General features: G+C 66.3%; 11 protein-coding genes. 9 read left to right on the top strand and 2 right to left on the bottom strand.

What is annotated here, in order from left to right; genetic code table 11:
* Positions 1 to 12: 12 nt before the first annotated feature.
* On the top strand, positions 13 to 2,004 hold the full coding sequence (locus tag ASD28_RS22175; RefSeq protein ID WP_082577050.1) for a glycoside hydrolase family 2 TIM barrel-domain containing protein: 1,992 nt from the start codon (positions 13 to 15) through the stop codon (positions 2,002 to 2,004).
* Here ASD28_RS22175 and ASD28_RS22170 read toward each other — a convergent pair whose 3' ends face one another.
* Complete coding sequence (locus ASD28_RS22170; RefSeq protein WP_056133417.1) at positions 2,005 to 3,576, bottom strand: aldehyde dehydrogenase (NADP(+)); 1,572 nt, start codon at positions 3,574 to 3,576, stop codon at positions 2,005 to 2,007.
* A gap of 108 nt (positions 3,577 to 3,684) precedes the next feature.
* On the bottom strand, positions 3,685 to 6,738 hold the full coding sequence (locus tag ASD28_RS22165) for a TonB-dependent receptor (protein ID WP_056133414.1): 3,054 nt from the start codon (positions 6,736 to 6,738) through the stop codon (positions 3,685 to 3,687).
* A gap of 581 nt (positions 6,739 to 7,319) precedes the next feature.
* Between ASD28_RS22165 and ASD28_RS22160 the strand changes: the two genes are divergently transcribed.
* The 8 genes from ASD28_RS22160 to ASD28_RS22125 all read left to right on the top strand — a co-directional run bounded on the left by ASD28_RS22160 (position 7,320) and on the right by ASD28_RS22125 (position 23,799).
* Complete coding sequence (locus tag ASD28_RS22160) at positions 7,320 to 9,236, top strand: hypothetical protein (protein WP_056133413.1); 1,917 nt, start codon at positions 7,320 to 7,322, stop codon at positions 9,234 to 9,236.
* 33 nt (positions 9,237 to 9,269) lie between these two features.
* A complete protein-coding gene (locus ASD28_RS22155) occupies positions 9,270 to 11,420 on the top strand; it encodes a hypothetical protein (protein WP_056133410.1) in 2,151 nt (716 codons plus the stop codon).
* A gap of 55 nt (positions 11,421 to 11,475) precedes the next feature.
* Complete coding sequence (locus tag ASD28_RS22150; RefSeq protein WP_056133407.1) at positions 11,476 to 13,752, top strand: glycoside hydrolase N-terminal domain-containing protein; 2,277 nt, start codon at positions 11,476 to 11,478, stop codon at positions 13,750 to 13,752.
* A 92-nt stretch (positions 13,753 to 13,844) separates the two neighbouring features.
* Positions 13,845 to 16,850 (top strand): TonB-dependent receptor, encoded by a 3,006-nt coding sequence (locus tag ASD28_RS22145; protein ID WP_056133403.1) that lies wholly within the window; start codon positions 13,845 to 13,847, stop codon positions 16,848 to 16,850.
* Between the two features lie 73 nt (positions 16,851 to 16,923).
* Positions 16,924 to 18,585 (top strand): DUF5597 domain-containing protein, encoded by a 1,662-nt coding sequence (locus ASD28_RS22140; RefSeq protein WP_056133401.1) that lies wholly within the window; start codon positions 16,924 to 16,926, stop codon positions 18,583 to 18,585.
* Between the two features lie 149 nt (positions 18,586 to 18,734).
* Positions 18,735 to 21,611: a TIM-barrel domain-containing protein gene (locus tag ASD28_RS22135; RefSeq protein WP_056133393.1), complete on the top strand. Its 2,877-nt coding sequence runs from the start codon at positions 18,735 to 18,737 to the stop codon at positions 21,609 to 21,611.
* A complete protein-coding gene (locus tag ASD28_RS22130; RefSeq protein WP_229411945.1) occupies positions 21,608 to 22,723 on the top strand; it encodes a glycosyl hydrolase in 1,116 nt (371 codons plus the stop codon). Before ASD28_RS22135 ends, ASD28_RS22130 begins: the two co-directional genes overlap by 4 nt.
* On the top strand, positions 22,720 to 23,799 hold the full coding sequence (locus tag ASD28_RS22125) for an SGNH/GDSL hydrolase family protein (protein WP_082577051.1): 1,080 nt from the start codon (positions 22,720 to 22,722) through the stop codon (positions 23,797 to 23,799). The genes ASD28_RS22130 and ASD28_RS22125 overlap by 4 nt, the downstream gene beginning before the upstream one ends.
* The last annotated feature ends 48 nt before the right edge of the window (positions 23,800 to 23,847 follow it).

The raw sequence follows: 23,847 nt of genomic DNA, 5'->3' as shown, positions 1-23,847 counted from the left end.
CTGGAGCCCTAGATGCACGCTACCATGACTCGTGTTTGCCGGGTACTCGTCCTGGCCCTTTCCTGCGCCGCCTCCGTCCAGGCGGCACCCCGCACCGTCACCGCGCTGGACGACGGCTGGGAATTCGCCAAAGGCGCGCCCGGCGGCTGGACGGCCGTCGCGCTGCCCCATACGTTCAACGCGGACGACGGCACGTCGCCCAATCCTTACCGCGGCGCCGGCTGGTACCGGCGCACGCTCACCGCACCGGCTGCAACAGGGGGGCGCACGTATCTCGAATTCGACGGCGCCGCGCTGTCGACGGACGTCTGGCTGAACGGCACGCGCATCGGCCGCCACGAAGGCGGCTTCGCGCGCTTCCGCTTCGACGTCACGGATCAACTGCGGGCGGGCGCCAACACGCTGCTGGTCCGCGTCGACAATACACGCCAGCCGGACGTGGCGCCGCTCGGCGGCGACTACACGCCGTACGGCGGCCTGTATCGGCGCGTGCGGCTCGTGACGACGGCCGACGTGCACGTCGACATGCTCGATGCGGGCGGGCCGGGCGTGTACTTCAGTACCCCACGGGCGGAACGCCCGCACTGGCGCGTGCGCATCGCGAACGACCGCGCGCGCGCGGAAAACGTCGTCGTCACGGCCCGGCTGCGCGATGCGGCCGGCAAGGTCGTGGCGACGGCGCAGCGGTCCGCCACGCTGCCCGCGCGCGCCGTCGTGCCGGTCGAGCTGGATGCGGCGCTGGCGAACCCGCACCTGTGGCAGGGCGTCGAGGATCCTTACCTGTACACGAGCGAAGTGACGGTGGCCCGTGCGGATGCGCTACTCGACCGCGTGGACAACGACGTCGGCATCCGGACCGTGCAGCTCGATCCGGACCGCGGCCTGCTGCTGAACGGGAAGCCGTACCGCGTGCACGGCGTGAACGTGCACCTGACGTACGTGCCCGGGAAGGGGACGGCGGCCGACGATGCGGACATCGACGCCGACTACCGCATCCTGGAAGAGCTGGGCGTCACGGGCCTGCGCTTTGCCCACTACCAGCACAACGAACACAGTTACGCGCTCTCGGACCGCAAGGGTTTCCTCGTCTGGACCGAGCTGCCGCTGACGTCGGAAGTGGGCGCGAGCGATGCGTTCGCGGCCAATGCGGCGCAGCAGGCGCGCGAGCTCGTGCGCCAGAATTTCAATCACCCGTCCGTGTTCGTGTGGGGACTCGGTAACGAGATCTACAAGGTGGACGAGGTCAGCGGCCGCGTGCTCGACGCGATGCAGAAGCTCGTGCATGCGGAGGACGCGAGCCGGCCCACCGCTTACGCGAACTGCTGCGCGCCCATCGACGGGCCGCAGGCGCTGCACACGGATGCGGTCGGGTCCAACGTCTACTTCGGCTGGTACGACAAGGAATTCTCCGATCTGGCGCCGTTCCTGGCGGCCAACCATGCGAAGCGGCCGCGCACGCCGCAGTCGCTGAGCGAATACGGCGCCGGCGGCAGCGCGCTGCACCAGGAAGACCCGGTGCGCCGCCCCGTGGCGCCCAGCCGCTGGCACCCGGAGCAGTACCAGGCGCTGTACCACGAGGCGGCCTGGCGCCAGATCGAGGCGGCGCCGTGGCTGTGGGCGAGCTATGTGTGGACGGGGTTCGACTTCGCGTCGGCCGGGCGCAACGAGGGCGACGCGCGGGGCGTCAACGACAAGGGCCTCGTCAGCATGGACCGCAAGGTCCGCAAGGATGCGTATTACTGGTACCAGGCCAACTGGTCGAAGAAGCCGATGGTGTACATCACGTCGCGCCGCGCCGTGAAGCGGACCGCGGCGGACGTGGAGGTCAAGGTGTACAGCAACCAGCCGGCGGCGCGGCTGATGGTGAACGGCGTCGACCTGGGCGAGCGGGCCGTGGAGGGCCGCATCGCCCGCTGGCCGGTGCGCCTGCAGCCCGGCCCGAACCGGATCGAGGTCCAGGCGGGCGGGCAGGCCGACAAGGTCGAATGGACGCTGGCGCCGTAATTACTGCAGCTTGCCATCCACCATGCGCGTGAGGCCCAGCGGGTTCTCATCGCGCAGCGCTTCCGGCAGCAGTTCCGCCGGCACGTCCTGGTAGCACACCGGACGCAGGAAACGCTCGATGGCCGTCGCGCCCACCGACGTGGTGCGGCTGTCCGACGTGGCCGGGAACGGGCCGCCGTGCACCATCGAGTGGCTCACTTCGACGCCGGTCGGGAAGCCGTTGAACAGGATGCGGCCGGCCTTGCGTTCCAGCGTCGGCATCAGCTTCGCGGCCAGGTCGCGGTCCGCGGCCGTGGCGTGGATCGTGGCCGTCAGCTGGCCTTCCACGTGGCGCGTCACTTCCAGCAGTTCGGCGTCGTCCTTGCACACGACGATCAGCGAGCTCGGTCCGAAGATTTCTTCTTCCAGCGCGCTGTTCGACAGGAACGTCGCGGCATCCGCCTGGTACAGCGCGGCCTGCGCGGCGCAGCCGCAGCCGTCCGTGCTGCCCTGGGCGATGAGTTCCACGCCTTCGAGACCGGAGCGGCGCGCGATCGCGTCGACGTACGCCTGGTGGATGCCCGCGGTGAGCATCGTGCCGGCGCCCTTGGCCGCCAGAGCCTCCGTGACGGCCGTGCGGAACACGTCCAGGTCGGGGCCGGCGAGGGCGATCACGAGACCCGGGTTCGTGCAGAACTGGCCGGTGCCCATCGTGAGCGAATCGACGAAGCCTTGCGCGAGCTTCGCGCCGCCCGCGGCCAGGGCGCCCGGCAGCAGGTAGAACGGATTGATGCTGCTCATCTCGGCGTAGACCGGGATCGGTTCCTTGCGGGCCTGCGCCGCGTTGACGAGCGCGAGGCCGCCATTGCGCGAGCCGGTGAAGCCGACGGCCTTGATGACGGGGTGCTGGACCAGCGCGAGGCCGATCTCGAAGCCGGTGCCGATCAGCATGGAGAACGTCCCATCCGGCATGCCGCAGTCCTCGACGGCCTGGCGGATCGCCTTGCCGACCAGTTCCGACGTGCCCAGGTGCGCGTTGTGCGCCTTCACGACGACGGGGCAGCCGGCCGCCAGCGCCGATGCGGTGTCGCCGCCGGCGACGGAGAACGCGAGCGGGAAATTCGACGCGCCGAACACGGCGACGGGGCCGAGGCCGATCTTGCGCATGCGCAGGTCGGGACGCGGCGGCGTGCGCTGGGGCAGGGCGGAGTCCAGCGTCGCTTCGAGGAAGTGGCCGTCGCGGACGACCTTGGCGAACAGGCGCAGCTGGTTGCAGGTGCGCGCACGCTCGCCTTCCAGGCGCGCCGCCGGCAGGCCGGATTCGGCGGAGGCGCGCTCGATCAGGGCCGGGCCGAGGTCCATGATGCGGTCGGCGATGGTTTCCAGGAAGCGGGCGCGCTGCTCGAGCGGCTGGCCGCGGTAGGCGTCGAACGCCTGTTCCGCGAGCAGGCAGGCGGCCGCCAGGTCGTCCATGCTGGCCGCGCCGAATTCCGGTTCCATCTCGGCGCGCGTGGTCGGGTTGTAGGCGCGCAGCGTGCCGGCGCTGCCGCGCACGGCCTGGCGGCCGATGATCATTTCGCCTTGGATGTTCATGAGGGCTCCTTGTTAAAAAAAAAGCGCCGCCGCGACCCGTGAAGGCCGCGGCGGCGGTGTGCAGGAATCGATCAGCGATTGTATCGAATCATGCGGATTCCCGTTGGATCAGAACGAGTACTGTGCCAGCAGCGTGTAGCGCGGACCGCTCATGAAGACCTGGCGGGTGAAGCTGCCGGCGTGCTGCTCCATGATCTGGCGCGTGTACGAGTTGGTCAGGTTCGTGGCTTCCAGGCCGACGCGGAACTTGTCCGTGAAGTCGTAGAAGATCGAGCCGTCCAGCTGGCCGTACGGTGCCTGGTACAGCGGCAGGCCGAACGCCTGGTCGTTGTTCGTCGTCGGGATCAGGTACTTCGCCGGATCGGCGGCCGGGTTCGTGTTCAGGCCGTTGTTGCCGCGGCTGCCCCACTGGTTCACGCCCAGCAGGTAACGCGAACGCCAGTTGTAGGCGAGGCGCATCGACAGGCCGTGCTGCTCGTACATGACCGCGAAGTTGATCGTGTGACGCGACAGGCCCTGCAGCGGGGTCTTGCCGAATGCACGACCGTCGGTATCGCAACCGTTGATCGACAGGTTGTAGTTCGACGACGCGTCGTTACCCGAGCACCAGGCGTTGAACACAGGCTTGTTCAGCGTGCGCTCGCTCGAGACGTACGTCCAGCTGGCCTGCGTACCGATGCCTTTCAGCCAGTCGGGCACGAAGTCGTAGTACTGCTGGTGCGCGATCTCGAAGCCGCGGGCGTAGCCCTTGGCGCCGTTGACCGGACCCGTGACCACGAACGTCTGCGGCTTGCCGTTGACGTCGGTCGCCTTGTACGAGTAGTCCTGGGTGATGATGATGTCCTTCAGGTCCTTGTTGAAGGCCGAGAAGGTCAGCGAGCCGGCTTTCGCGAAATACCATTCCGCGGTCAGGTCGACGTTGGTCGACGTGGTCGGCTTCAGCATCGCGTTGCCGTCGCTGGTACCGGTCAGCGTGGTGCCGTTGAAGATGACATTGGTCGTCTTGCCCGACGAATCGCGGATCGTCGTCTGGTTCGGCGCCGAGTTCAGCGTGGTCTGCACCTGCAGCTGGTTGAAGTCCGGACGGGCCATCGCCTTGGCGACGGCGAAGCGGAACTGCAGCTCGTCGCTGTACTTCAGGCGCAGGTTCAGGCTCGGCAGCCAGTTGTGGTACGAGTTGTTGTACGACTGGGCTTCCGCGAACGGCTTGATGTAGATGAGCGTGTCCACGCCGGTGACGGGAGCGTCGGTCGGGATGGTGACGCCGGCCGGGCTGTAGGCGACGTAGCCGCTGCCGGCGCCGGTCGTCTTCACGTAGCGGATGCCGATGTTACCGTCGATCGGATACTTCAGGTCGTCGAAGCCGAAGCGCAGCTGCGTGTAGGCGGCGCGGGTCTTCTCGCTCTGCGTGTTGGTCGCGGCCGGGTCGTTGAAGGTCGCAGCCTTCCACGGGTCACAGGTCGAACCCTGTTCCTTGCACAGCACGTCGTGGTAGGCGTGGATCTTGGACCATTCGTCCGGGAAGCCGCGCACCACCGACTCGTTGGCGAACAGCATCGGCGGAATGTTGTACTTGCCGTCGAAGAAGTTGTCGATCTTCTGCAGCGAGGCGCCGCCGGCGAAGCGCGGGTCACCCAGGCGGGCGACGTGCGGGATCTGCCAGCCTTCCATCCACGGGAACGTGATGGCCTGCCAGTTGTAGAACTTCTGGGCCTTGTGGTTCTCGCCGTCGCGGTTGGCCATGCGGAAGCCGAAGCGGACGTCGCGCAGCACCGGATGGTCGAACGCGTACTTGAAGTCGGTCTTCCACGCCTTCTGGGTGGCCGTGGCGTGGTCCAGCGCTTCCTGGGTGTAGGCCCAGTAGTAGTTGTTCGGATCGGCCATGTAGGCCGGCGAACCCAGCGTGATCTGCGGGACGTTGCCGCGCATGTCCATCTGCTGGTTCGGCATGATGAAGCCGGTCGACACGTCGGCGTCGAAGCCTTCGGTCGTCGAATGGACGTGCTGGAAGTCGTTGGTCCAGGTCAGGTCCGGCGTCACGCGCCATTGCAGGTTCAGCGACGTGTCGCGGGTGCTCGATTCACGCGTGTTGATGCGTTGCGAGCTGTTGAACGGCGAGCCGCCGTAGGTCGGGTTCGAGATCGTACCGCTCTGGAACACGCCGTTGCTGTCGAAGACCGAATCCTTACTCGCGACCTGCTGGTACCACTTGTCCTCGGACGACGTGACGACGTGCTCGTCCAGGTCTTCCTTGTACTTCGTCTTGAAGTAGGTGAGGGCGGCCGTGAAGTCGCGGTTCGGGCGCCACTGGAAGGCGGCGTAGTCGCCGCGGCGGGTACGCTCGAAGTCCTGCGAACGGTAGCCGACGCCCAGCGGGATCCACTGGGTCTTGGAGCGGTCGTACTTGGCCGGATCGGTCGAGTTCACGTGCGGGAAGTAGGGGTCGACGCCGACGCCGTCGGAACGGGTCGGGCTCTTCGCATGGGCGAAGTCGACCAGGGCGCCGAATTCGCCGAACGTGTCCGACTTCCAGCGGTTCGACAGCAGGATGGTGCCGGTCGGGGACGGCGCGCCCTTGCGCAGCGTGGAATACGATTCCGACACGCCCAAGGTGCCCTTGAAGCCCTTGTAGTCGAACGGCATGGCCGTACGCAGGTTCACGAGACCCGCGACGGCGCCTTCGACCTGTTCCGCGGACGGGTTCTTGTAGACGTCGACGCCGGCCATCAGCTCCGGTGCCACGTCGGCGAAGCCGAGCGAGCGGCCGCCGCCGGCCGAGAACGCGTCGCGGCCGTTGACTTCCGAACGCACGTACGTCAGGCCGCGGACGGAGACGCCCGAGCCTTCGACGGACTGGCGGTTCGGGTCGCCGGCCATGTTGCGGTCGATGGTGACGCCGGCGATACGCTGCAGCACCTCGGTGACCGAACGGTCCGGCAGCTTGCCGATGTCTTCGGCGACGATCGAATCGACGACTTCGTCGGCGTTCTTCTTGAGTTGTTGCGCCGACTGCAGTGCCGCGCGCTGGCCGCTGATGTGGACGACGGTAGGGGCTGGGTTTGCCGTGGTGTCGGCGCTGGTCTGTGCCCATGCTGCGGCGCTGGAAAGAACGGCTACGTGCGCAACCGCTGCCGCAATCGCGGTCTTCTGGAAATTCCTCATTATCTCCCCCGATGATCAGGTAGTGTTGTTATAACAAGCTCTAACAAAGACAGTGTGAATGTGAGACCTAACACTGACTGTTATACGCTACCATAAAATTTTTATTATTTGCTACTCAGTTGTCAGTTTTGTGACAACGCAACGTGTCTTTTTTCCGACATGGTCAGCAAACGAACCGTTGCCAGGACCGCGCCGCCGTGTACCGGCCAGCCGGGAGAGCGCTGGGCAGGAAGCGGGCACGGCCCTGTGTTCCGAGTGAAAACCGCCTTGTTCAGAGAACGCACGTGTTTGCGTGTCGCAACTGACCTCGGCAGTAAGTTCACCAAATCGATGTTATACGCAATCGATTTCATAACTGCCAAAAAAATCTTATCGTGCGTGTGAGAAATACAACATGTGTGTCTTGGGAGCGCTACCTTTTGACACCGTCTCGTGGTGTTGCAGACATTAGCAACTAAACATGCTAAACAAGGCGGCTAACAGTATATTGACGTGTTAGCGCGAACATTTGGCTTGCGCATCCAACATTCCTTGGCTTAGGATACCGGTCATTAGCACTATAAAAATAATTCCGGAGACACATGCGTAACTCGCTCGCCCGCCAGACCGCCGCCGCGCTGGCCTTCCTTGCTGTCGCCGGCAATGCCATGCTGGCGCCCATCCCCGCGCAGGCCGCCGGGCACTACAAGCATTTCAAGACGGCGATCTACATCCCGGTGAACGTCACGCAAAGCCTCGTCGACCCGCAGGTCTTCGAGCACCAGTTCGCGCGTGCCATGAGCCAGGTCCCGTTCGACAAGGTCTACATCGAGGGCTACCGCGACAACCACTTCGCCAGCGACGCCGAGATCGAGGCCGTGAAGCGCCAGTTCCAGGCCAAGGGCATCGAGGTGGCGGGCGGCGTCACGCTGGCCGCGGGCGGATTCAACGGCCAGTTCATGACCTTCGATTACGAATCGTCCAGGGACCGCGACACGTGCAAGCGCGCGATGGCACTGATGGCGCGCCATTTCGACCACGTGATCCTCGACGACTTCACGTTCTACACGTCGAAGTCGGACGCCGATATCAAAGCGAAGGGCAAGCGCACGTGGACGGACTACCGCCTCGCCACCATGCGCAAGGTATCGAAGGACCTGATCATCGATCCGGCGCGCGCCGTCAACAAGAACGTCAAGATCGTCATCAAGTACCCGAACTGGTACGAGCATTTCGAGGGCCTGGGCTTCGACCTCGCGCAGCAGCCCGAGATGTTCGACGGGATCTACGCGGGCACCGAGACACGCGACCCGGTCATCACCGACCAGCTGCTGCAGCAATACGAGTCGTACAACATCATCCGCTACTACGAGACCCTCCGTAAGGACGGGAAGAATGGCGGCGGCTGGGTCGACACGTATTCGATCCGCTACGTCGACCGCTATGCGGAACAGTTGTGGGACACGATGCTCGCGAAGGCGCCCGAGATCACCCTGTTCAACTGGCACCCTGCCGCGCAGGACACGCCGGCCGAAGCGGGCGCGCGTCCGTGGGCCGGGCAAGACACCTCGTTCAATTGGGACCGCATCGTGGCCGACTGGAAGGCCGCGAATCCGGACGCGGCGGTGCCGCCGGGCTGGGGCCTCGCCGCCGGCGCCGCCCTGAAACAGATCGACGCGGTGCTGGACCAGCTGGGCAAGCCCACCGGGATCCCGACCTATCGCCCGGCCAACTCGTCGTCGGCGGAAGACTTCCTGCCCAACTACCTGGGCAATGTCGGCATCCCGATCGCGCTGACCGCGCGCTTCCCGCAGGATGCGCAGACGATCCTGCTCACGCAGGCATCGGCGGCCGATCCGGACATCCTCGACAAGGTGAAACGCCAGCTGGAAGCGGGGAAGGCGGTGTTCGTGACGTCCGGCTTCGTGAAGGCGACGCAGGATCCGAAGCGCAAGGACCGCGGCTTCCAGGACCTCGTCGAAGTCTACGCGACGGGGAACCAGGTGCTGCTGAACGACTACTACAACGGCTATGGCGCGGGCAACGGCGAATCGCTGCGCGACGATCCGAAGGTGGCGCCGCGCGACGTGCTGTTCCCCGAGCTGCACTATTTCACGAACGACGCGTGGCCCATCATCCGCGGCGTCGCCGGCGCGCGCGGTTTCCCGGTGCTGCTGATGAACCGGTATTCGAAGGGCGTTCTCTACATCCTGTCCATTCCCAGCAATATCGGCGACCTGTATAGTATGCCGCCAGGCGTGATGAACAGCGTGAAGACCTACCTGATGGCCGACACGCCCGTCCGCATCGAGGCGCCGGCCGGCGTGAGCCTGTTCACTTACGAAAACGGCGCCTACGTCATCCAGTCGTTCCGCGATACGCCGACGACGGTGAAGGTCGTGAAGCACGCGGTGGACGGCAAGGCGCGTCCGGCGGCCGAGACGGTGCCGGGCGCAAGCCGCGACACGGTGAGCGAGGTGGTGATTCCGCCGCACAGCTTCCGTGTCTACAAGGGCTAAACAGGTGTATGTACGCATGATGGAGACGGTGTGATGAAGTCGATGAAGCTGGCCGCTATGGTAACGTTAGCGCTGAGCCTGCTGGCCGGGCCCGTGGCGGCGCAGCAGCAGGAGCCGTACGTGTGGGACAGCGTGGCCATCGGCGGCGGCGGCTTCGTCACGGCCGTCGTGCCCAGCCGCGCCGCGCCGGGTGTCGCATACGCGCGTACCGACGTGGGCGGCGCCTATCGCTGGGATCCGCGCGCACGCCGCTGGACGCCGCTGCTCGACTGGGTGGCGGAAGACCAGACCGGGTACCTCGGCATCGACGCGTTGGCCATCGACCCGCGCGACGCCGACAACATCTGGCTGCTCGCCGGCATCGCCTACCTGAACGGCGGCCGCACCGCGATCCTGCATTCGACGGATGCGGGCAAGACCTTCTCCATCGTCGACGTCTCCAGCCAGTTCAAGACGCACGGGAACGGCATGGGCCGCCAGGATGGCGAGCGCCTCGCCGTCGATCCGGGCAACAGCAAATCGCTCTACGTCGGCACGCGCCGCGACGGCCTGTTCAAGAGTGTCGACGCGGGCCGCACGTGGGCGCGCGTGCCGGCGCTGCCGGTGACGTCCACGCCGAACGACGTGGGCCTGACCGTCGTCGTGCCGGATCCCGCCAGCGTGAAGGACGGCCAGGCGCGCCGCGTGTTCGTCGGCGTGTCGCGCTTCGGCGCGGTCGGCCCGAACCTGTACCGCAGCGACGACGCCGGCGCGACGTTCGAACCCGTGGCCGGCGCGCCCGTCGACCTGATGCCCCAGCGCGCGATCCTCGACGGGGCAGGGAACCTCCTCGTCACGTTCGCGAACGGCGCCGGCCCGCACCCGGACCGCAGCGGGCGCGAGCCGATGGACCGCGGGCAGGTGTGGAAGTACGCGATCGCGAGCGGCGCCTGGACGAACATCACGCCCGCCGGCTGGACACGGCCGTTCGCAGGCATCAGCGTCGATCCGAAGAATCCGCAGCGCCTCGTCGCGTCGACCATCAACACGTTCCTGCCGCAGGGCGACGCGAAGGGCGACCGCATCTTCCTGTCGAACGACGGCGGCGCCTCGTGGACCGACGTGATCGGCCGCGGTTTCGCGCGCGACGCGGCCGGCGTGCCCTGGCTGAAAGGCCACTCGATCCACTGGGCCGGCTCCGTCGAGTTCGACCCGGCCGACACGCACGCCGTCTGGGTCACGTCCGGCAACGGCGTGTTCCGCACCGCGAACATCGATGCGTCGCCCACGACGTGGACGTTCACGGTCGACGGCCTGGAAGAGACGGTCCCGCTGGGCTTCGCCAGCATTCCCGGCGGCCCGCTGGTTTCCGCCATCGGCGACATCGACGGCTACCTGCACGACGATCCGTCGCGCCACGGCCGCATCCACGATCCGCAGATCGGCACGACGACGGGCCTCGCCTACGCTCCCAGGGACCCGCGCATGATGGTGCGCGTGGGCGACAGCATGCTCGTCACGCACGACGGCGGCGCCACGTGGACGAAGACCGCGGCCATCAAGGGCAGGCGCGGACAGGTCGCCGTGTCGGCCGACGGCGCCGTGATCCTGCACGCCCCCGAAAAGGCGAAAGAGGTCTGGCGCTCGGCCGATGGCGGCGCCACGTGGACTGCCGTCGCGGGCCTCGCGAAGGCCAATCTGCGGCCGGTGGGCGATCCGCTCGATGCAAAGACGTTCTACGCATACGACGACACGGCGCTCCTCGCCAGCACCGACGGCGGCGCCTCGTTCGCGCCCCGCGCGCGCCTGCCCGCGGGCGGGTCGCGTCTCGTGCGCACGGCGCCGGGAAGGGGCGGCGACGTGTGGGTCGCGCTGAAGAACGGCGGTCTCGTACGCTCCGTCGACGGCGGCGCCCACTTCGCCGCACTGGATGCGGTGCGCTATTGCGGCGCGGTCGGCTTCGGCAAGGCGGCGCCGGGCCATGACTACCCCGCGGTCTACATCTGGGGCGACGTGAAGGGCGTGCGCGGCATCCACCGTTCCATCGACGGCGGCGTCACCTGGACCCGCATCAACGACGACGCCCACCAGTACGGCGGACCGGGCGACGGCCAGTTCATCGTGGGCGACATGAACCGCTACGGCGTCGTCTACATGAGCACTGCCGGCCGCGGCATCGTCTACGGCAAACCCGCCGCCAACTGAACAACGCTTTTCGACAGCGATTTTTATGGCCTTGATTTGTAATCGATTTCATCAGATGATGATCGCACTGGCGCTGGCCGGCGCCGTGTCCACCGCGCTGGCCGCACCCGACCTGGTGCTGCGCTACGACCGCCCGGCCCAGGACAACGACCAGGGCTGGGAAAAGGAAGCGCTCCCCATCGGCAACGGCCGCATCGGCGCGATGGTGTTCGGCGGGCTCGCGCGGGAACACCTGCAGTTCAACGACATCACCTTGTGGTCGGGCGACGCGAAGGAGACGGGGACGTATCAGCCGTTCGGCGACGTCGTCGTCGACCTCCCCGGGCACGACAGGGATGCGCAAGACTACCGGCGCACCCTCGACATCGCGCGCGCCGTCCACGTCGTCACGTACACGCACGGCGGCGTGCGCTTCCGGCGCGAGGCATGGGCCAGCCATCCGGCGCAGGTGATGATCCTGCGCCTGACGGCCGACAAGCCGGGCCAGTACACGGGATCGATCGCGCTGTCGGACCGCCATGGCGCGCATCTCGCTTCCAGCAAGGACACCCTGTACGCGACGGGCACGCTGGCCGGCTGGACGCTGCCGAACGAGGCGCCGACGACGAACACGCTGGACTACGCGAGCCAGGTGCGCGTCGTGAACGAGGGCGGCAAGGCGGCCGTCGAGAACGGCCGCATCGTGTTCACGGGTTGCGATGCGCTGACCGTGATCGTCGGCGCGGGCACGAGTTATGTCGCGGACGCGGCAAAGCGCTTCCGCGGCGAACATCCGCTGGCGCGCGTGACGGCGCAGGTCGCGCAGGCGGCCACGCGTCCCGTCGACCAGCTGCGTGCGGAGCATGAGCGCGACGTCGCGAGCCTGCTGGGCCGTGTGCAGCTGGACCTGGGCGCGACCGCGGCGGACCGCAAGGCGCTGCCGACGGACGCGCGCGTGCTGGCCTACACGAAGGACGGCAACGACCCGGAACTGGAAGCGCAGTACTTCCAGTACGGCCGCTACCTGCTGGCGTCCAGCTCGCGCGGTTCGCTCCCGGCGAACCTGCAGGGCCTGTGGAACAACAGCCTCACGCCGCCGTGGCGCTCGGACTACCACACGAACATCAACGTCCAGATGAATTACTGGCCGGCCGAGGTGACGAACCTGTCCGAGATGGCCAGGCCGTTCTTCGGCTTCGTGACGAGTGTCGCGCCGGTGTGGCGCCGGGCGACGGCGGCGGAATTCAAGACCACGGATAAGGAAGGGAAGATGCGGCCGGTGCGCGGCTGGACCCTGCGCACGGAGTCGAACCCGTTCGGCGGCATGAGCTACACCTGGAACAAGACGGGGAACGCCTGGTATGCCCAGCACTTCTGGGAACACTACGCGTTCACGCAGGACAAAGCGTTCCTGCGCGAGGTCGCGTACCCGATGATGAAGGAAGCGAGCGCGTTCTGGCAGGACTACCTGAAGGAACTGCCGGACGGCCGCCTCGTCGCGCCGCAGGGCTGGTCGCCGGAGCACGGCCCCATCGAGGACGGCGTCACGTACGACCAGGAGATCGTCTGGGACCTGTTCAACAACACGGTGGAAGCGGCGGACGTCCTCGGCGTCGACAGGCCCCTGCGCGACAGGCTCGCGCGCATGCGCGACCGGCTCGCGGCGCCGAAGGTCGGCAGCTGGGGCCAGCTGCTCGAGTGGCTCGACGAGAAGAAGGACCCGGTGCTCGACACGCCGGGCGACACGCACCGCCACGTGTCGCACCTGTTCGCGCTGTTCCCAGGGCGCGAGATCAGTCCCGCGCGCACGCCGGCGCTGGCCGCGGCCGCGAAGCGCACGCTGGAAGCGCGCGGCGATGCGGGCACCGGCTGGTCGATGGCGTGGAAGATGGCGTTCTGGGCGCGCCTGTACGACGGCGACCACGCCTACAGGATGCTGCGCGGCGTGCTGGCCAGCCCCGGCGCGCGCGCGGCCCAGCAGGCCAGCGCCGGCTCGGAGCAACTGAATGCCGGCGGCACGTATCCGAACCTGCTGGATGCGCACCCGCCGTTCCAGATCGACGGCAACTTCGGCGCGACGGCCGGCATCGCGGAGATGCTGCTGCAGTCGCAGGCCGGCGCGATCGAGCTGCTGCCCGCGCTGCCTGCGGCGTGGCCGGAGGGTGAAGTGAAAGGCCTGCGTGCGCGCGGCGGATTCGAGGTGGACATGCGCTGGACGCGCGGCCGTCTCGTCGATGCCGTCGTGCGCCGCGTAGCAGGCAGCGGTGCCGCGACCGTGCGCTATGGCGCGCGCACCGTCGCGGTGACACTGCGTCCGGGCGAAAGCCTGCGGCTGGACGCGGCACGGTTTTGAGGAGTTCAGAGGCAGACCCTGAGAGGTCGTCTCTTTGCAGTGAGTGGGCGCCGTCATTCGATGGGCCCTGTTGTCAGCCAAAGGAGATGTAGATGTATCAATTCAAGAAAACAGCCATTGCCGTGGCCGTGACGCATGTCGCGTTGCTGGCCAGCGGCATGGCGGCCGCGCAGACGGGGCCCGGGGCGCCGACGGCAAGCAATGTCGTCGTCGTGACGGGCCAGCGCGCCGCGCTGGATTCGGCGCAGGCGCTCAAGCGCGATGCCGACGAGATGGTCGATTCGATCGTCGCGGACGACATCGGCAAGCTGCCGGACCGTTCGATCACGGAAGTGCTGCAGCGCGTGGTCGGCGTCACCATCGACCGCACGATGTCGAAGGGCGACCCGGAACACTACTCGGTGGAAGGCTCGGGCGTCACGATCCGCGGCCTGTCGTACACGCGTTCGGAACTGAACGGCCGCGATTCGTTCTCGGCCAACGGCGGCCGTTCGCTCAACTTCGAAGACGTCCCGCCCGAGCTGATGGCCGGCATCGACATCTACAAGAACCCGTCGGCGGAACAGATCGAAGGCGCCATCGGCGGCCTCGTGAACCTGCGCACCGCGATGCCGTTCGACTTCAAGGGCCGCAAGATGGCCGCGTCGCTGCAGGACACGTATTCGGAGCTGAAGAAGGGCAAGCGCCAGCCGTCCGGCTCCTTCATGTTCTCGGACCGCTGGAAGACGGGCTTCGGCGAGATCGGCGCCCTGGTCGACTACGCGTATTCGGAGAGCGGCACGCGTACCGACGCGTTCCAGGTCGAACCGTATTACCAGCGCAGCGACGTCGTCGCCGGCCAGAACGTGTGGGTGCCGAAAGGCTCGCAATACCGCACGCTGAACTTCGACCGCAAGCGCCAGGGCCTCTACGGTGCGCTGCAATGGAAGCGGGACGCAAACCTGCAGTCGTCGCTCACGTACTTCAAGTCGAAGTACCGCATGCAGTGGGACGAGCAGGCGATCTTCTCGTCGGCGAGCCCGTACAACATCGGCGTCACGAACGGCACCTACGGCGCCAACGGCCAGCTGCTGACCGGCACCCTGACCGACGCCACCGACAAGGGCATCGATTTCGGCGCCGACACCCGTGCCGCCAACCGCAAGTCGCAGACGACCGACATCTCGTGGCACCTGATGTGGCGTCCGAACAGCGACTGGCAGATCGACACCGACGTGCAGCGCGTGCGCGCGACGAGCAACAGCTTCGACTCGACCGTCGCCACGGCCGTCAAGATGCCGTACGAGAACGTGGACCTGTCCGGCTCCGTGCCGAGGCTGACGTTCGACGACGTCCAGACCGCCTACCTGGCCAACCCGGCCAATTACTACTGGGCGTTCACGCAGGAGCACTTCGACGACAGCCATGCCGGCGAATGGGCGTGGAAGACCGATGCGAAGTACACGTTCGACCATCCGGTCCTGCGCGACGTGCGCTTCGGCGTGCGCCTGACGAAGGCCGATTCGACGACGACGAACTCGAACCCGAGCTACAACTGGGCCGCGATCACGCAGCCGTGGCAGTCGGACACGGGCGGCCAGCTCGCGTACCTGAGCGATCCGCGCTTCTCGAACCAGACGCAGGTCCACCAGTTCACGAACTTCTTCAACAATAACACCCCGGTTCCGTCCCTCGTGTTCCCGAACGTGGCGCTGGCCACGGGCTACCCGGGCAGCTATGCCACGCTGCACAGCTACCACGACATCCTGTGCCAGCAGGCGAACCAGGCGAACGGCACGAGCAACCCGTGCACGCCGTGGTCGCCCGCGACGTTCGGCACCGACCCGGCCGGCACCAACGACCTGTCCGAGCGCACCGGCGCTTTCTACACGCAGCTGCGCTTCGGCTTCGACGACCTGAAGTACCCGATCGACGGCAACATCGGCGTGCGCTACGTGCAGACGCTGCTGAAGGCGCACGGCTACACGGTGTTCAATCCGAACATCACGCAGCCGGCAGAGGGCACGACGGTGATCGGTCCGGAAATCCCGAATATCGCGGCATTCTCGACGCGCCAGGACTTCGACAACCACTACCACAACGTGCTGCCGAGCCTGAACCTGCGCATGAAGGCGACCGACAAGCTGCAGTTCCGCTTCGCGGCCGCGATGGGCATCTCGAAGCCGGATTACTCGCAGCTGCAGAGCTACACGACCTTGTCGGAAAACGTCGACCAGACCACGACCGGCAACGTCGTCACCGTGAACAACGTCGGCCTGACGGGCACGGGCACCGGCAATCCGAAGCTTCGTCCGGTGCAGTCGCGCCAGGTCGACCTGTCGGCGGAATGGTATTTCGCACCGGCCGGCTCGCTGACGGTCGCCGTCTTCAACAAGCAGCTGAAGGACATCATCATCAACCAGTCCTACGGCTACGACGTCGCGGGCGTGACGGGCACGCCGTACACGTTCACGGTCACGGGCCCGGTCAACGGCGCGCGCGGCCATGCGCGCGGCATGGAGATCGCGTACCAGCAGTATTTCGACAAGCTGCCGGGCTGGATGTCGGGCTTCGGCGTCCAGGCGAACTACACCTACGTGGACAGCAAGGAAGACCTGTACCATCCGGTCAACTCGGCGTTCTGCACGGGCAGCTCGAACGGCGCGGATAACCTGAACCTGAACCAGAACGGCTGCGACACCAACGGCGCCACCTTCGGCAACCTGCCGCTGCAGAACCTGTCGAAGAACGCCTACAACCTGGCCCTGTTGTACGACAAGGGCAAGGTCTCGGCGCGCCTCGCATGGGCATGGCGTTCGAAGGCACTGCAGAACGTGAACGTCAACGGCACCAACGGCACGGACGGCCGCCGCGTCGACCCGGCCACCGGCGCCACGCAGACGGTCGCGTGGGCGCTGCCGACGTGGTCGGACAGCTACGGCCAACTGGATGGTTCGTTCTTCTACAATATCAACGAGCAGCTGTCGCTCGGCGTGGAAGCGCAGAACCTGACCAACTCGAAGTACCGACAGCTGATGCAGCAGTCGATCGGCATGATGACCCGCGCGGTCTTCGTGTCCGGCCGCCGCTACACGGCTTCGCTGCGCTATTCGTTCTAAGCGCATCATGGACGGGTGGCCTGACAGGCCGCCCGTTTTTACAACCCTGCGACCGAAGGAGACCCGTTCGCATATGAAAACCAAGTCCTTCCGCCTGCTGGCCGCCGGCCTGCTCGCCGCCGCCACCTGCCACGCCGCGTACGCCGCGTCCGAACTGCCCCGCATCGTGGGCAAGGACGGCCGCTACGCCCTGATGGTCGATGGCGCCCCGTTCCTGATCCTCGGTGGCCAGGCCCACAATTCCAGCAACTACCCGGCCGCGCTGCCGAAGGTCTGGGCCGCCATGAAGGACGTGCATGCGAACACGCTGGAGATTCCCGTCGCGTGGGAACAGATCGAGCCGAAGGAAGGGGCGTTCGACTTCAGCTACGTCGACAAGCTCGTGCAACAGGCACGCGAGCACAAGACGCGCCTCGTGCTGCTGTGGTTCGGCACCTGGAAGAATACCGGCCCGGCGTACGCGCCGGAATGGGTCAAGTTCGACAACAAGCGCTTCCCGCGCATGATCGACAAGGACGGCAAGACGAGCTACTGCCTGTCGCCGTTCGGCGAAGCCACGCTGGCCGCCGACAAGAAAGCCTTCGTCGCGCTGATGGAGCATATTAAAAAGATCGACTCGGACAAGCGCACCGTGATCATGGTGCAGGTCGAGAACGAAGTGGGCACCTATGGCGTCGCGCGCGACTACGCGGCGCGCGCCCAGGCCGCGTTCCAGCAGCCGGTGCCGGCCGCCGTCCTCGCGCACCAGCCGCCGCCGGCGGGACGTGCGAAGCAGGGCTCGTGGAGCGACGTGTACGGCGACTACGCCGACCAGTATTTCCATACGTGGGCCATCGCCAGCTACATCGAAGACATCGCCAAGGCCGGCCGCGCCGTGTACGACCTGCCGATGTACGTGAACAACGCGCTGCGCGCGCCGGTGCTGGACAAGCCCGCGCCGCCGTGGAAGGCGGACTTCGCCTCCGGCGGCCCGACGTACGACGTCATCGGCATCTATAAAGCGGCCGCGCCGCACATCGATTTCGCCGGCCCGGACATCTACATGCCGGAGTCCAGCAACGTGAGCGCCACGCTCCAGCTGTTCCAGCGTCCGGACAATCCGCTGATGGTGCCGGAGATGGGCAACGCGGCCGGCTATGCGCGCTACGTCTACCAGATCATCGGCAAGGGCGCATTGGGCGTCGCGCCGTTCGGCTTCGACTACGCCATGTACAGCAACTACCCGCTCGGCTCGAAGTACACGGACAAGCGCATGATCGAGCCGTTCGCGAAAGTCTACGACGTATTCGCGACTATGCAGCGCGTGTGGGCCAAGTGGGCGTACGAAGGCCGCACGTACGGCGTCGCGGAAGGCGACGACCGCAAGCCGCAGACCGTGGCCATGAACGGCTGGAACGCGCACCTGTCGTTCCGCGAATTCCAGTTCGGCGAGCGCGAATATTTGAAGGACAAGAACGAATACGCCGAAGGCACGGACCAGCCGTCCGGCGGCGCCGCGATCGCGCAGATCGGCCCGGACGAATTCGTGATCGTGGGCCAGCAGATCCGCGTGAAGTTGTCCGGCACCGGCCCGAATGCCGGCAAGCCCACGGGTTACGCGCGGGTGGAAGAGGGCCGGTTCGACGCCGACGGCAAATGGGTCATGGAACGGAACTGGAATGGGGACCAGACCGACTATGGCCTGAACCTGCCGGCCGTGCCGACGGTGTTGAAGGTGAAGATGGGGTCGTACTAAAACAAACAAACCCTCGCGGCGGTGCAAAATCGTCGTCGTTCCCGCGAAAGCGGGAACCCATGCTGCGCGTCTTCAGCCGATTCAGTATGGATTCCCGCGTGCGCGGGAATGACGGAGTTAGCGGCGTCGCTTTACTCTAGGAGACAATCATGCAATTAACGCGAATCGCAGCCGCCGCGCTGCTGCTGGCCGCAGGCGGCCACGCCCTCGCGGGCACCGTCCAGAAAACCGCCGCCGGCATCGACGTGCGCCCGGACACCGGCCCGGCGAAGCTCGTGCGCCTCGAGCTGATGGCCGATAACATCGTCCACGTCGTCAAGCTGGACCAGGAAGGCAAGCAGCTCACGCCGTCGCTGATGACGGTCGCCAAACCGTGCAACAGCTGCGCGTTCACCGTCGCCGACGGCAAGGATGCCGTGACGCTGAAGGCACAAAGGATCTCGGCGCAGGTGTCGCTGAAGGATGGCCAGGTGCGTTTCTTCGACGCTGCCGGCAAGGCGTTCCTGACCCAGGCGGCGGAAACCATCACGCCGATCCAGGTCGGCGGCAAGCCCTACCTCGCGATCAAGGAAGGCTTCAACTACGGCACGAAGGACGCGTTCTACGGCCTGGGCCAGCACCAGAACGCGCAGATGAACTACAACGGCGAGGACGTGCTGCTGCAGCAGCACAACATGATCGCGTCGGTGCCGTTCGTCGTCTCGGACAGGAACTACGGCCTGCTGTGGGACCAGAACTCGATCACGCGCTTCGGCGATTCGAAGCCGTATGCCTGGCTGTCGCGCGACCTGAAGCTGACGGACGAGCAGGGCAAGCCGGGCGGCCTGACGGCGCGCTACTACATCGACGGCAAGCTCGCGCTGACCCGGCAAGAGAAGGACATCGCCTACCAGTTCCTGAAGGATGTCGAGGAGTTCTGGCCGAAGGAACTCCCGTCGATGAAGGCGCTGGGCGGCAAGGACGTGAAAGTCGTGTGGGACGGCGCGATGGCCAGCCCGAAAGCGGGCGTGCACAAGATGCAGCTGTACGCATCGGATTACGCGACGCTCACCGTCGACGGCAAGCAGGTCATGGATGTGTGGCGCCAGGGCTGGAATCCGTGGTACCACAACTTCGAGGTGAAGTTCGCGGCGAACAAACCCGTCAAGCTGCACCTGGAATGGAAGCCGTCGGGCGGCATGATCGCGATGACGCACAACGATCCGCTGCCGGCACCGGAGCGCCATTCGCTGACGATGTCGTCGGAGATCGCCGAGGCCGTGAACTACTATGTGATCAGCGGCGACAGCATGGACAACGTCATCGGCGGCTACCGCACGCTGACGGGCCAGCAGCCGATGATGCCGAAATGGGCGTACGGCTTCTGGCAGTCGCGCCAGCGCTACGAGACGCAGCAGCAGTTGCTGGACACGGTGTCCGAATACCGCAAGCGCGGCTGGCCGCTGGATAACATCGTGCAGGACTGGTTCTACTGGCCGGAAGACGGCTGGGGTTCGCACGACTTCGACAAGGTCCGCTTTCCGGATCCGAAGGGCATGGTCGACGCAGTGCACAAGCAGCACGCGCACATCATGATCTCCATCTGGGGCAAGTTCTACGCCAATACCGACAACTACAAGGAACTGGCGGCGAAGGGCCATATGTGGACGAAGAACGTCGAGGACGGCGCGCTGGACTGGGTGGGCAAGGGCTACAAGAACAGCCACTACGACCCGTACACGCAGGAAGCGCGCGACATCTACTATCGCCAGATGAAGGACAAACTGGTGGCCAAGGGCTTCGACGCCTGGTGGATGGACAACACCGAACCTGACGTGCTGTCGAATTCGCGCCTGGAAGACTTCAAGAAGCTGATCGGGCCGACCGTCTACGGTCCGGGCGAGATCACGTTCAACCCGTACAGCCTCGTGCACTCGGGCGGCATGGTCGAAGGCCTGCGCCGCGACCAGCCGGACAAGCGCCAGTTCATCCTGTCGCGTTCGGGCTTCGCCGGCATCCAGCGCAACTCGGTCGCCGTGTGGAGCGGCGACACGGCGGGCCGCTGGAACAACCTGTACGACCAGATCGCATCGGGCGTGAACTTCTCGATGTCCGGCATCCCGAACTGGACGCACGACATCGGCGGCTATGCGCAGGAAAACAGATTCCAGTACGGCGACGTGGGCTCCGCGCAGGAAAACCGCACCACCACGGGCGGCCAGGCCAAACCGGAAGACATGAAGGAATGGCGCGAGCTGAACCTGCGCTGGTTCCAGTTCGGCGCGTTCTCGCCGCTGTTCCGCTCGCACGGCGAAGTCGTGAAGCGCGAGATCTACAACATCGCGGCCGGCGACGACGCGATGCGCGATTCGATGGTGGGCTACCTGAAGCTGCGCTACCGCCTGATGCCGTACATTTACTCGCTGGCGGCCGACACGCACTACGCCAACGGCACGATGATGCGCGGCCTCGTGATGGACTTCCCGCAGGACGACAAGGTCAAGGACATCAAGGACCAGTACCTGTTCGGCCACGCGCTGATGGTGGCGCCGGTGACGTCGTACGGCGCGCGCGAGCGCACCGTCTACTTCCCGGCGGGCGCGGACTGGTACGACTTCGACACCGGCAAGCGCTACGCGGGCGGCACCAGCGCGAAGGTGGATGCCCCGCTGAACCGCATCCCCGTGTTCGTGCGCACGGGCGCCGTGATCCCGACCGGTCCGGTCATGCAGTATGTCGACGAGAAGCCGGACGCGCCGATCGTGCTGCAGGTGTATGCCGGCGCCAACGGCCAGGCGAGCCTGTACGAGGACGACGGCGTCACCAATGCGTACGAGCGCGGTGAGTTCAGCCGCATCCCGTTCAGCTACGACGACAAGACGGGGACCGTCACGATCGGCGCCCGCAGCGGCCAGTACAAGGGCATGCCGCAGACCCGCCAGATCAAGGTGCGCGTGCTGCGTGCCGGCGTCGCGACGAGCGCGGACATGGATGCGGCCGACAAGACCGTGACGTATGACGGCAAGCCGGTCACCGTGAAGCTGTGAAGCGGGGACTTCCGTTTGCGCTGATGCTCGCGCTGGCCGGTCCGAGCGGCGCGGCGGTGCCGCGCCCGGCATCCCCGCGCGCGACGCCGGTCGATGCGCAGGCGGATGCCCGCACGCGTGCCGAATACACGTGGCTCGTGCAGACCTGGGGCCGGCAGACCATCGCCGGCCAGCAGGACCTGACGTGGAACGACAGCGTCGACATGGCGCGGCGCGTGTTCGACGACACCGGCAAGTATCCCGCGCTGATGGGCTTCGACTTCATGAACACGTGGCAGAAGGGCGATGGATCGCACCAGGTCGATGAAGCGATCGCCTGGGCGCGGCGCGGCGGCCTCGTGACGTTCTGCTGGCACTGGCGCGATCCGTCCGCGCCGGCAGGCACGCAGGGCAACTTCTATGCGCGCGAGCCGGATGCGCGCAAGAACACGGCGTTCACGATCCCCGTGCGTGACGGCCGCCTGGACGTGTTCAGCCAGGCCGGCCGGCAGATCGATGCCGACATCGACCGCGTGGCCGTGGAACTCGGCAGGCTGCAGGCGGCCGGCGTGACGGTGCTGTGGCGGCCGTTGCACGAAGCGTCGGGCAGCAACGGCGACGGCTGGTTCTGGTGGGGGCGCAAGCGAGCGGACGGCGTGTCGAACGCCGAGGCCTACAAACTGCTGTACCGCCACATGTTCGATCGGCTCGTGCGCGAGCATGGCCTGCACAACCTGATCTGGGTTTGGAATGGCCAGGACGCGGGCTGGTATCCGGGCGACGACGTCGTCGACATCGCCGGTTACGACGTGTACGATGAGCGCGACCGCAAGACGTACGGGTCGCAGATCGACACCTACCGCCGCATGGCCGCCATCGGCCCCGTGACGAAACCCGTGGCCATGACCGAGAACAGCTACATTCCCGATCCCGACCACATGCGGCGCGACGGCGCGCGCTGGCTGTGGTTCCTGACGTGGAACGACGGCCGCGCGCCCGCCGGCACGTCGGACAAGGACAATTTCTGGACCGGCGATTATTACAACAACGCGGCGCACAAGACGAAGGTGTATCACCACCCCGACGTGATCACCCTCGACGAGCTGCCCGCATTCCTGAAAGCTCCCCAATGAAACGACTGACCAAGACTTTCGTGCTGGCCGCGCTGCTGCATGCCGGCCTCGCCTGCGCGGCCGTGGCCGTGGCGCCCAGCGACAAGCACCTCCTGTACACGGGCCGCATCGACTTCGCCCAGCCGGACGCTCCCGTCATCACGTGGCCGAACACGGCCATCGCCGGCAACTTCACGGGCACCTCGCTGTCCGTCACGCTGGACGACGAGAAGGGCAAGAACTACTTCAACGTCTTCATCGACGGCGACACGGCGAGCCCGCTGATCATCGAAGCGGCCCAGGGTTCGAAGAAGTATGACGTGATCGCGGGTCTCGCTCCGGGCAAGCACAGCTTCCTGATCACCAAGCGCACGGAAGGCGAGGAGGGCGCGACCGTGTTCCGCGGCCTCGAACTGGCGGACGGCGGCCAGATGCTGGCGCCGCCCGCGCGTCCCAAGCGCCGCATCGAATTCTTCGGCGATTCCATCACGAGCGGCATGGGCGACGAAGCGCCGATGAACGGCCGCGACGACGTTGTCCGCGACAAGAACAGCTACCTGTCGTACGCGGGCATCACGGCGCGCGCCCTGAACGCGGAACTGCACCAGACGTCGCAGAGCGGCATCGGCGTGATGATCAGCTGGTTCCCGTTCACGATGCCGGACTTCTACGACCAGCTGAGCGCCGTCGGCAACAACGACACGCGCTGGGATTTCGCGCACTGGACGCCGGACGTCGTCGTCGTCAACCTGCTGCAGAACGACCGCTGGCTGATCGGCGACCGGCACCAGCTGCAGCCGGAACCGGACGACGCGGGCCGCATCGCCGCGTACGAAACGTTCGTCAAGCGCATTCGCCAGCTATACCCGAAGGCCTACATCGTGTGCGCGCTGGGCAGCATGGATGCGACGAAGCCGGGGTCGCAGTGGCCGGGCTATATCAAGTCGGCGGTGGAAGACATGCGCAAGGGCGGCGACCAGCGCATCGATACCGTGTTCTTTCCGTTCACCGGCTACGGACAGCATCCGCGCCTGAAGCACCAGCGCGACAATGCCGAGATCCTGACAGCGTTCATCAAGAAGAAGATGAACTGGTGAAACCGTCGCCCCGCGCAGGCGGGGGCGACGTTAGTGGAGCCGCGGATG

The organism is Massilia sp. Root133, assembly GCF_001426525.1.
Lineage (GTDB): Bacteria > Pseudomonadota > Gammaproteobacteria > Burkholderiales > Burkholderiaceae_D > Telluria > Telluria orientalis.
Note: the sequence above shows the minus strand (reverse complement) of the source record. Positions and strands in the feature narration are given on the sequence as shown.

What these genes read in the sequence shown, in the direction of transcription:
- ASD28_RS22125 (WP_082577051.1), top strand. Translation starts at nt 22,720, where the DNA reads ATGAAACGACTGACCAAGACTTTCGTGCTGGCCGCGCTGCTGCATGCC.
- ASD28_RS22150 (WP_056133407.1), top strand. Translation starts at nt 11,476, where the DNA reads ATGATGATCGCACTGGCGCTGGCCGGCGCCGTGTCCACCGCGCTGGCC.
- ASD28_RS22145 (WP_056133403.1), top strand. Translation starts at nt 13,845, where the DNA reads ATGTATCAATTCAAGAAAACAGCCATTGCCGTGGCCGTGACGCATGTC.
- ASD28_RS22155 (WP_056133410.1), top strand. Translation starts at nt 9,270, where the DNA reads ATGAAGTCGATGAAGCTGGCCGCTATGGTAACGTTAGCGCTGAGCCTG.
- ASD28_RS22170 (WP_056133417.1), bottom strand. Translation starts at nt 3,576, where the DNA reads ATGAACATCCAAGGCGAAATGATCATCGGCCGCCAGGCCGTGCGCGGC.
- ASD28_RS22175 (WP_082577050.1), top strand. Translation starts at nt 13, where the DNA reads ATGCACGCTACCATGACTCGTGTTTGCCGGGTACTCGTCCTGGCCCTT.
- ASD28_RS22135 (WP_056133393.1), top strand. Translation starts at nt 18,735, where the DNA reads ATGCAATTAACGCGAATCGCAGCCGCCGCGCTGCTGCTGGCCGCAGGC.
- ASD28_RS22140 (WP_056133401.1), top strand. Translation starts at nt 16,924, where the DNA reads ATGAAAACCAAGTCCTTCCGCCTGCTGGCCGCCGGCCTGCTCGCCGCC.
- ASD28_RS22160 (WP_056133413.1), top strand. Translation starts at nt 7,320, where the DNA reads ATGCGTAACTCGCTCGCCCGCCAGACCGCCGCCGCGCTGGCCTTCCTT.
- ASD28_RS22165 (WP_056133414.1), bottom strand. Translation starts at nt 6,738, where the DNA reads ATGAGGAATTTCCAGAAGACCGCGATTGCGGCAGCGGTTGCGCACGTA.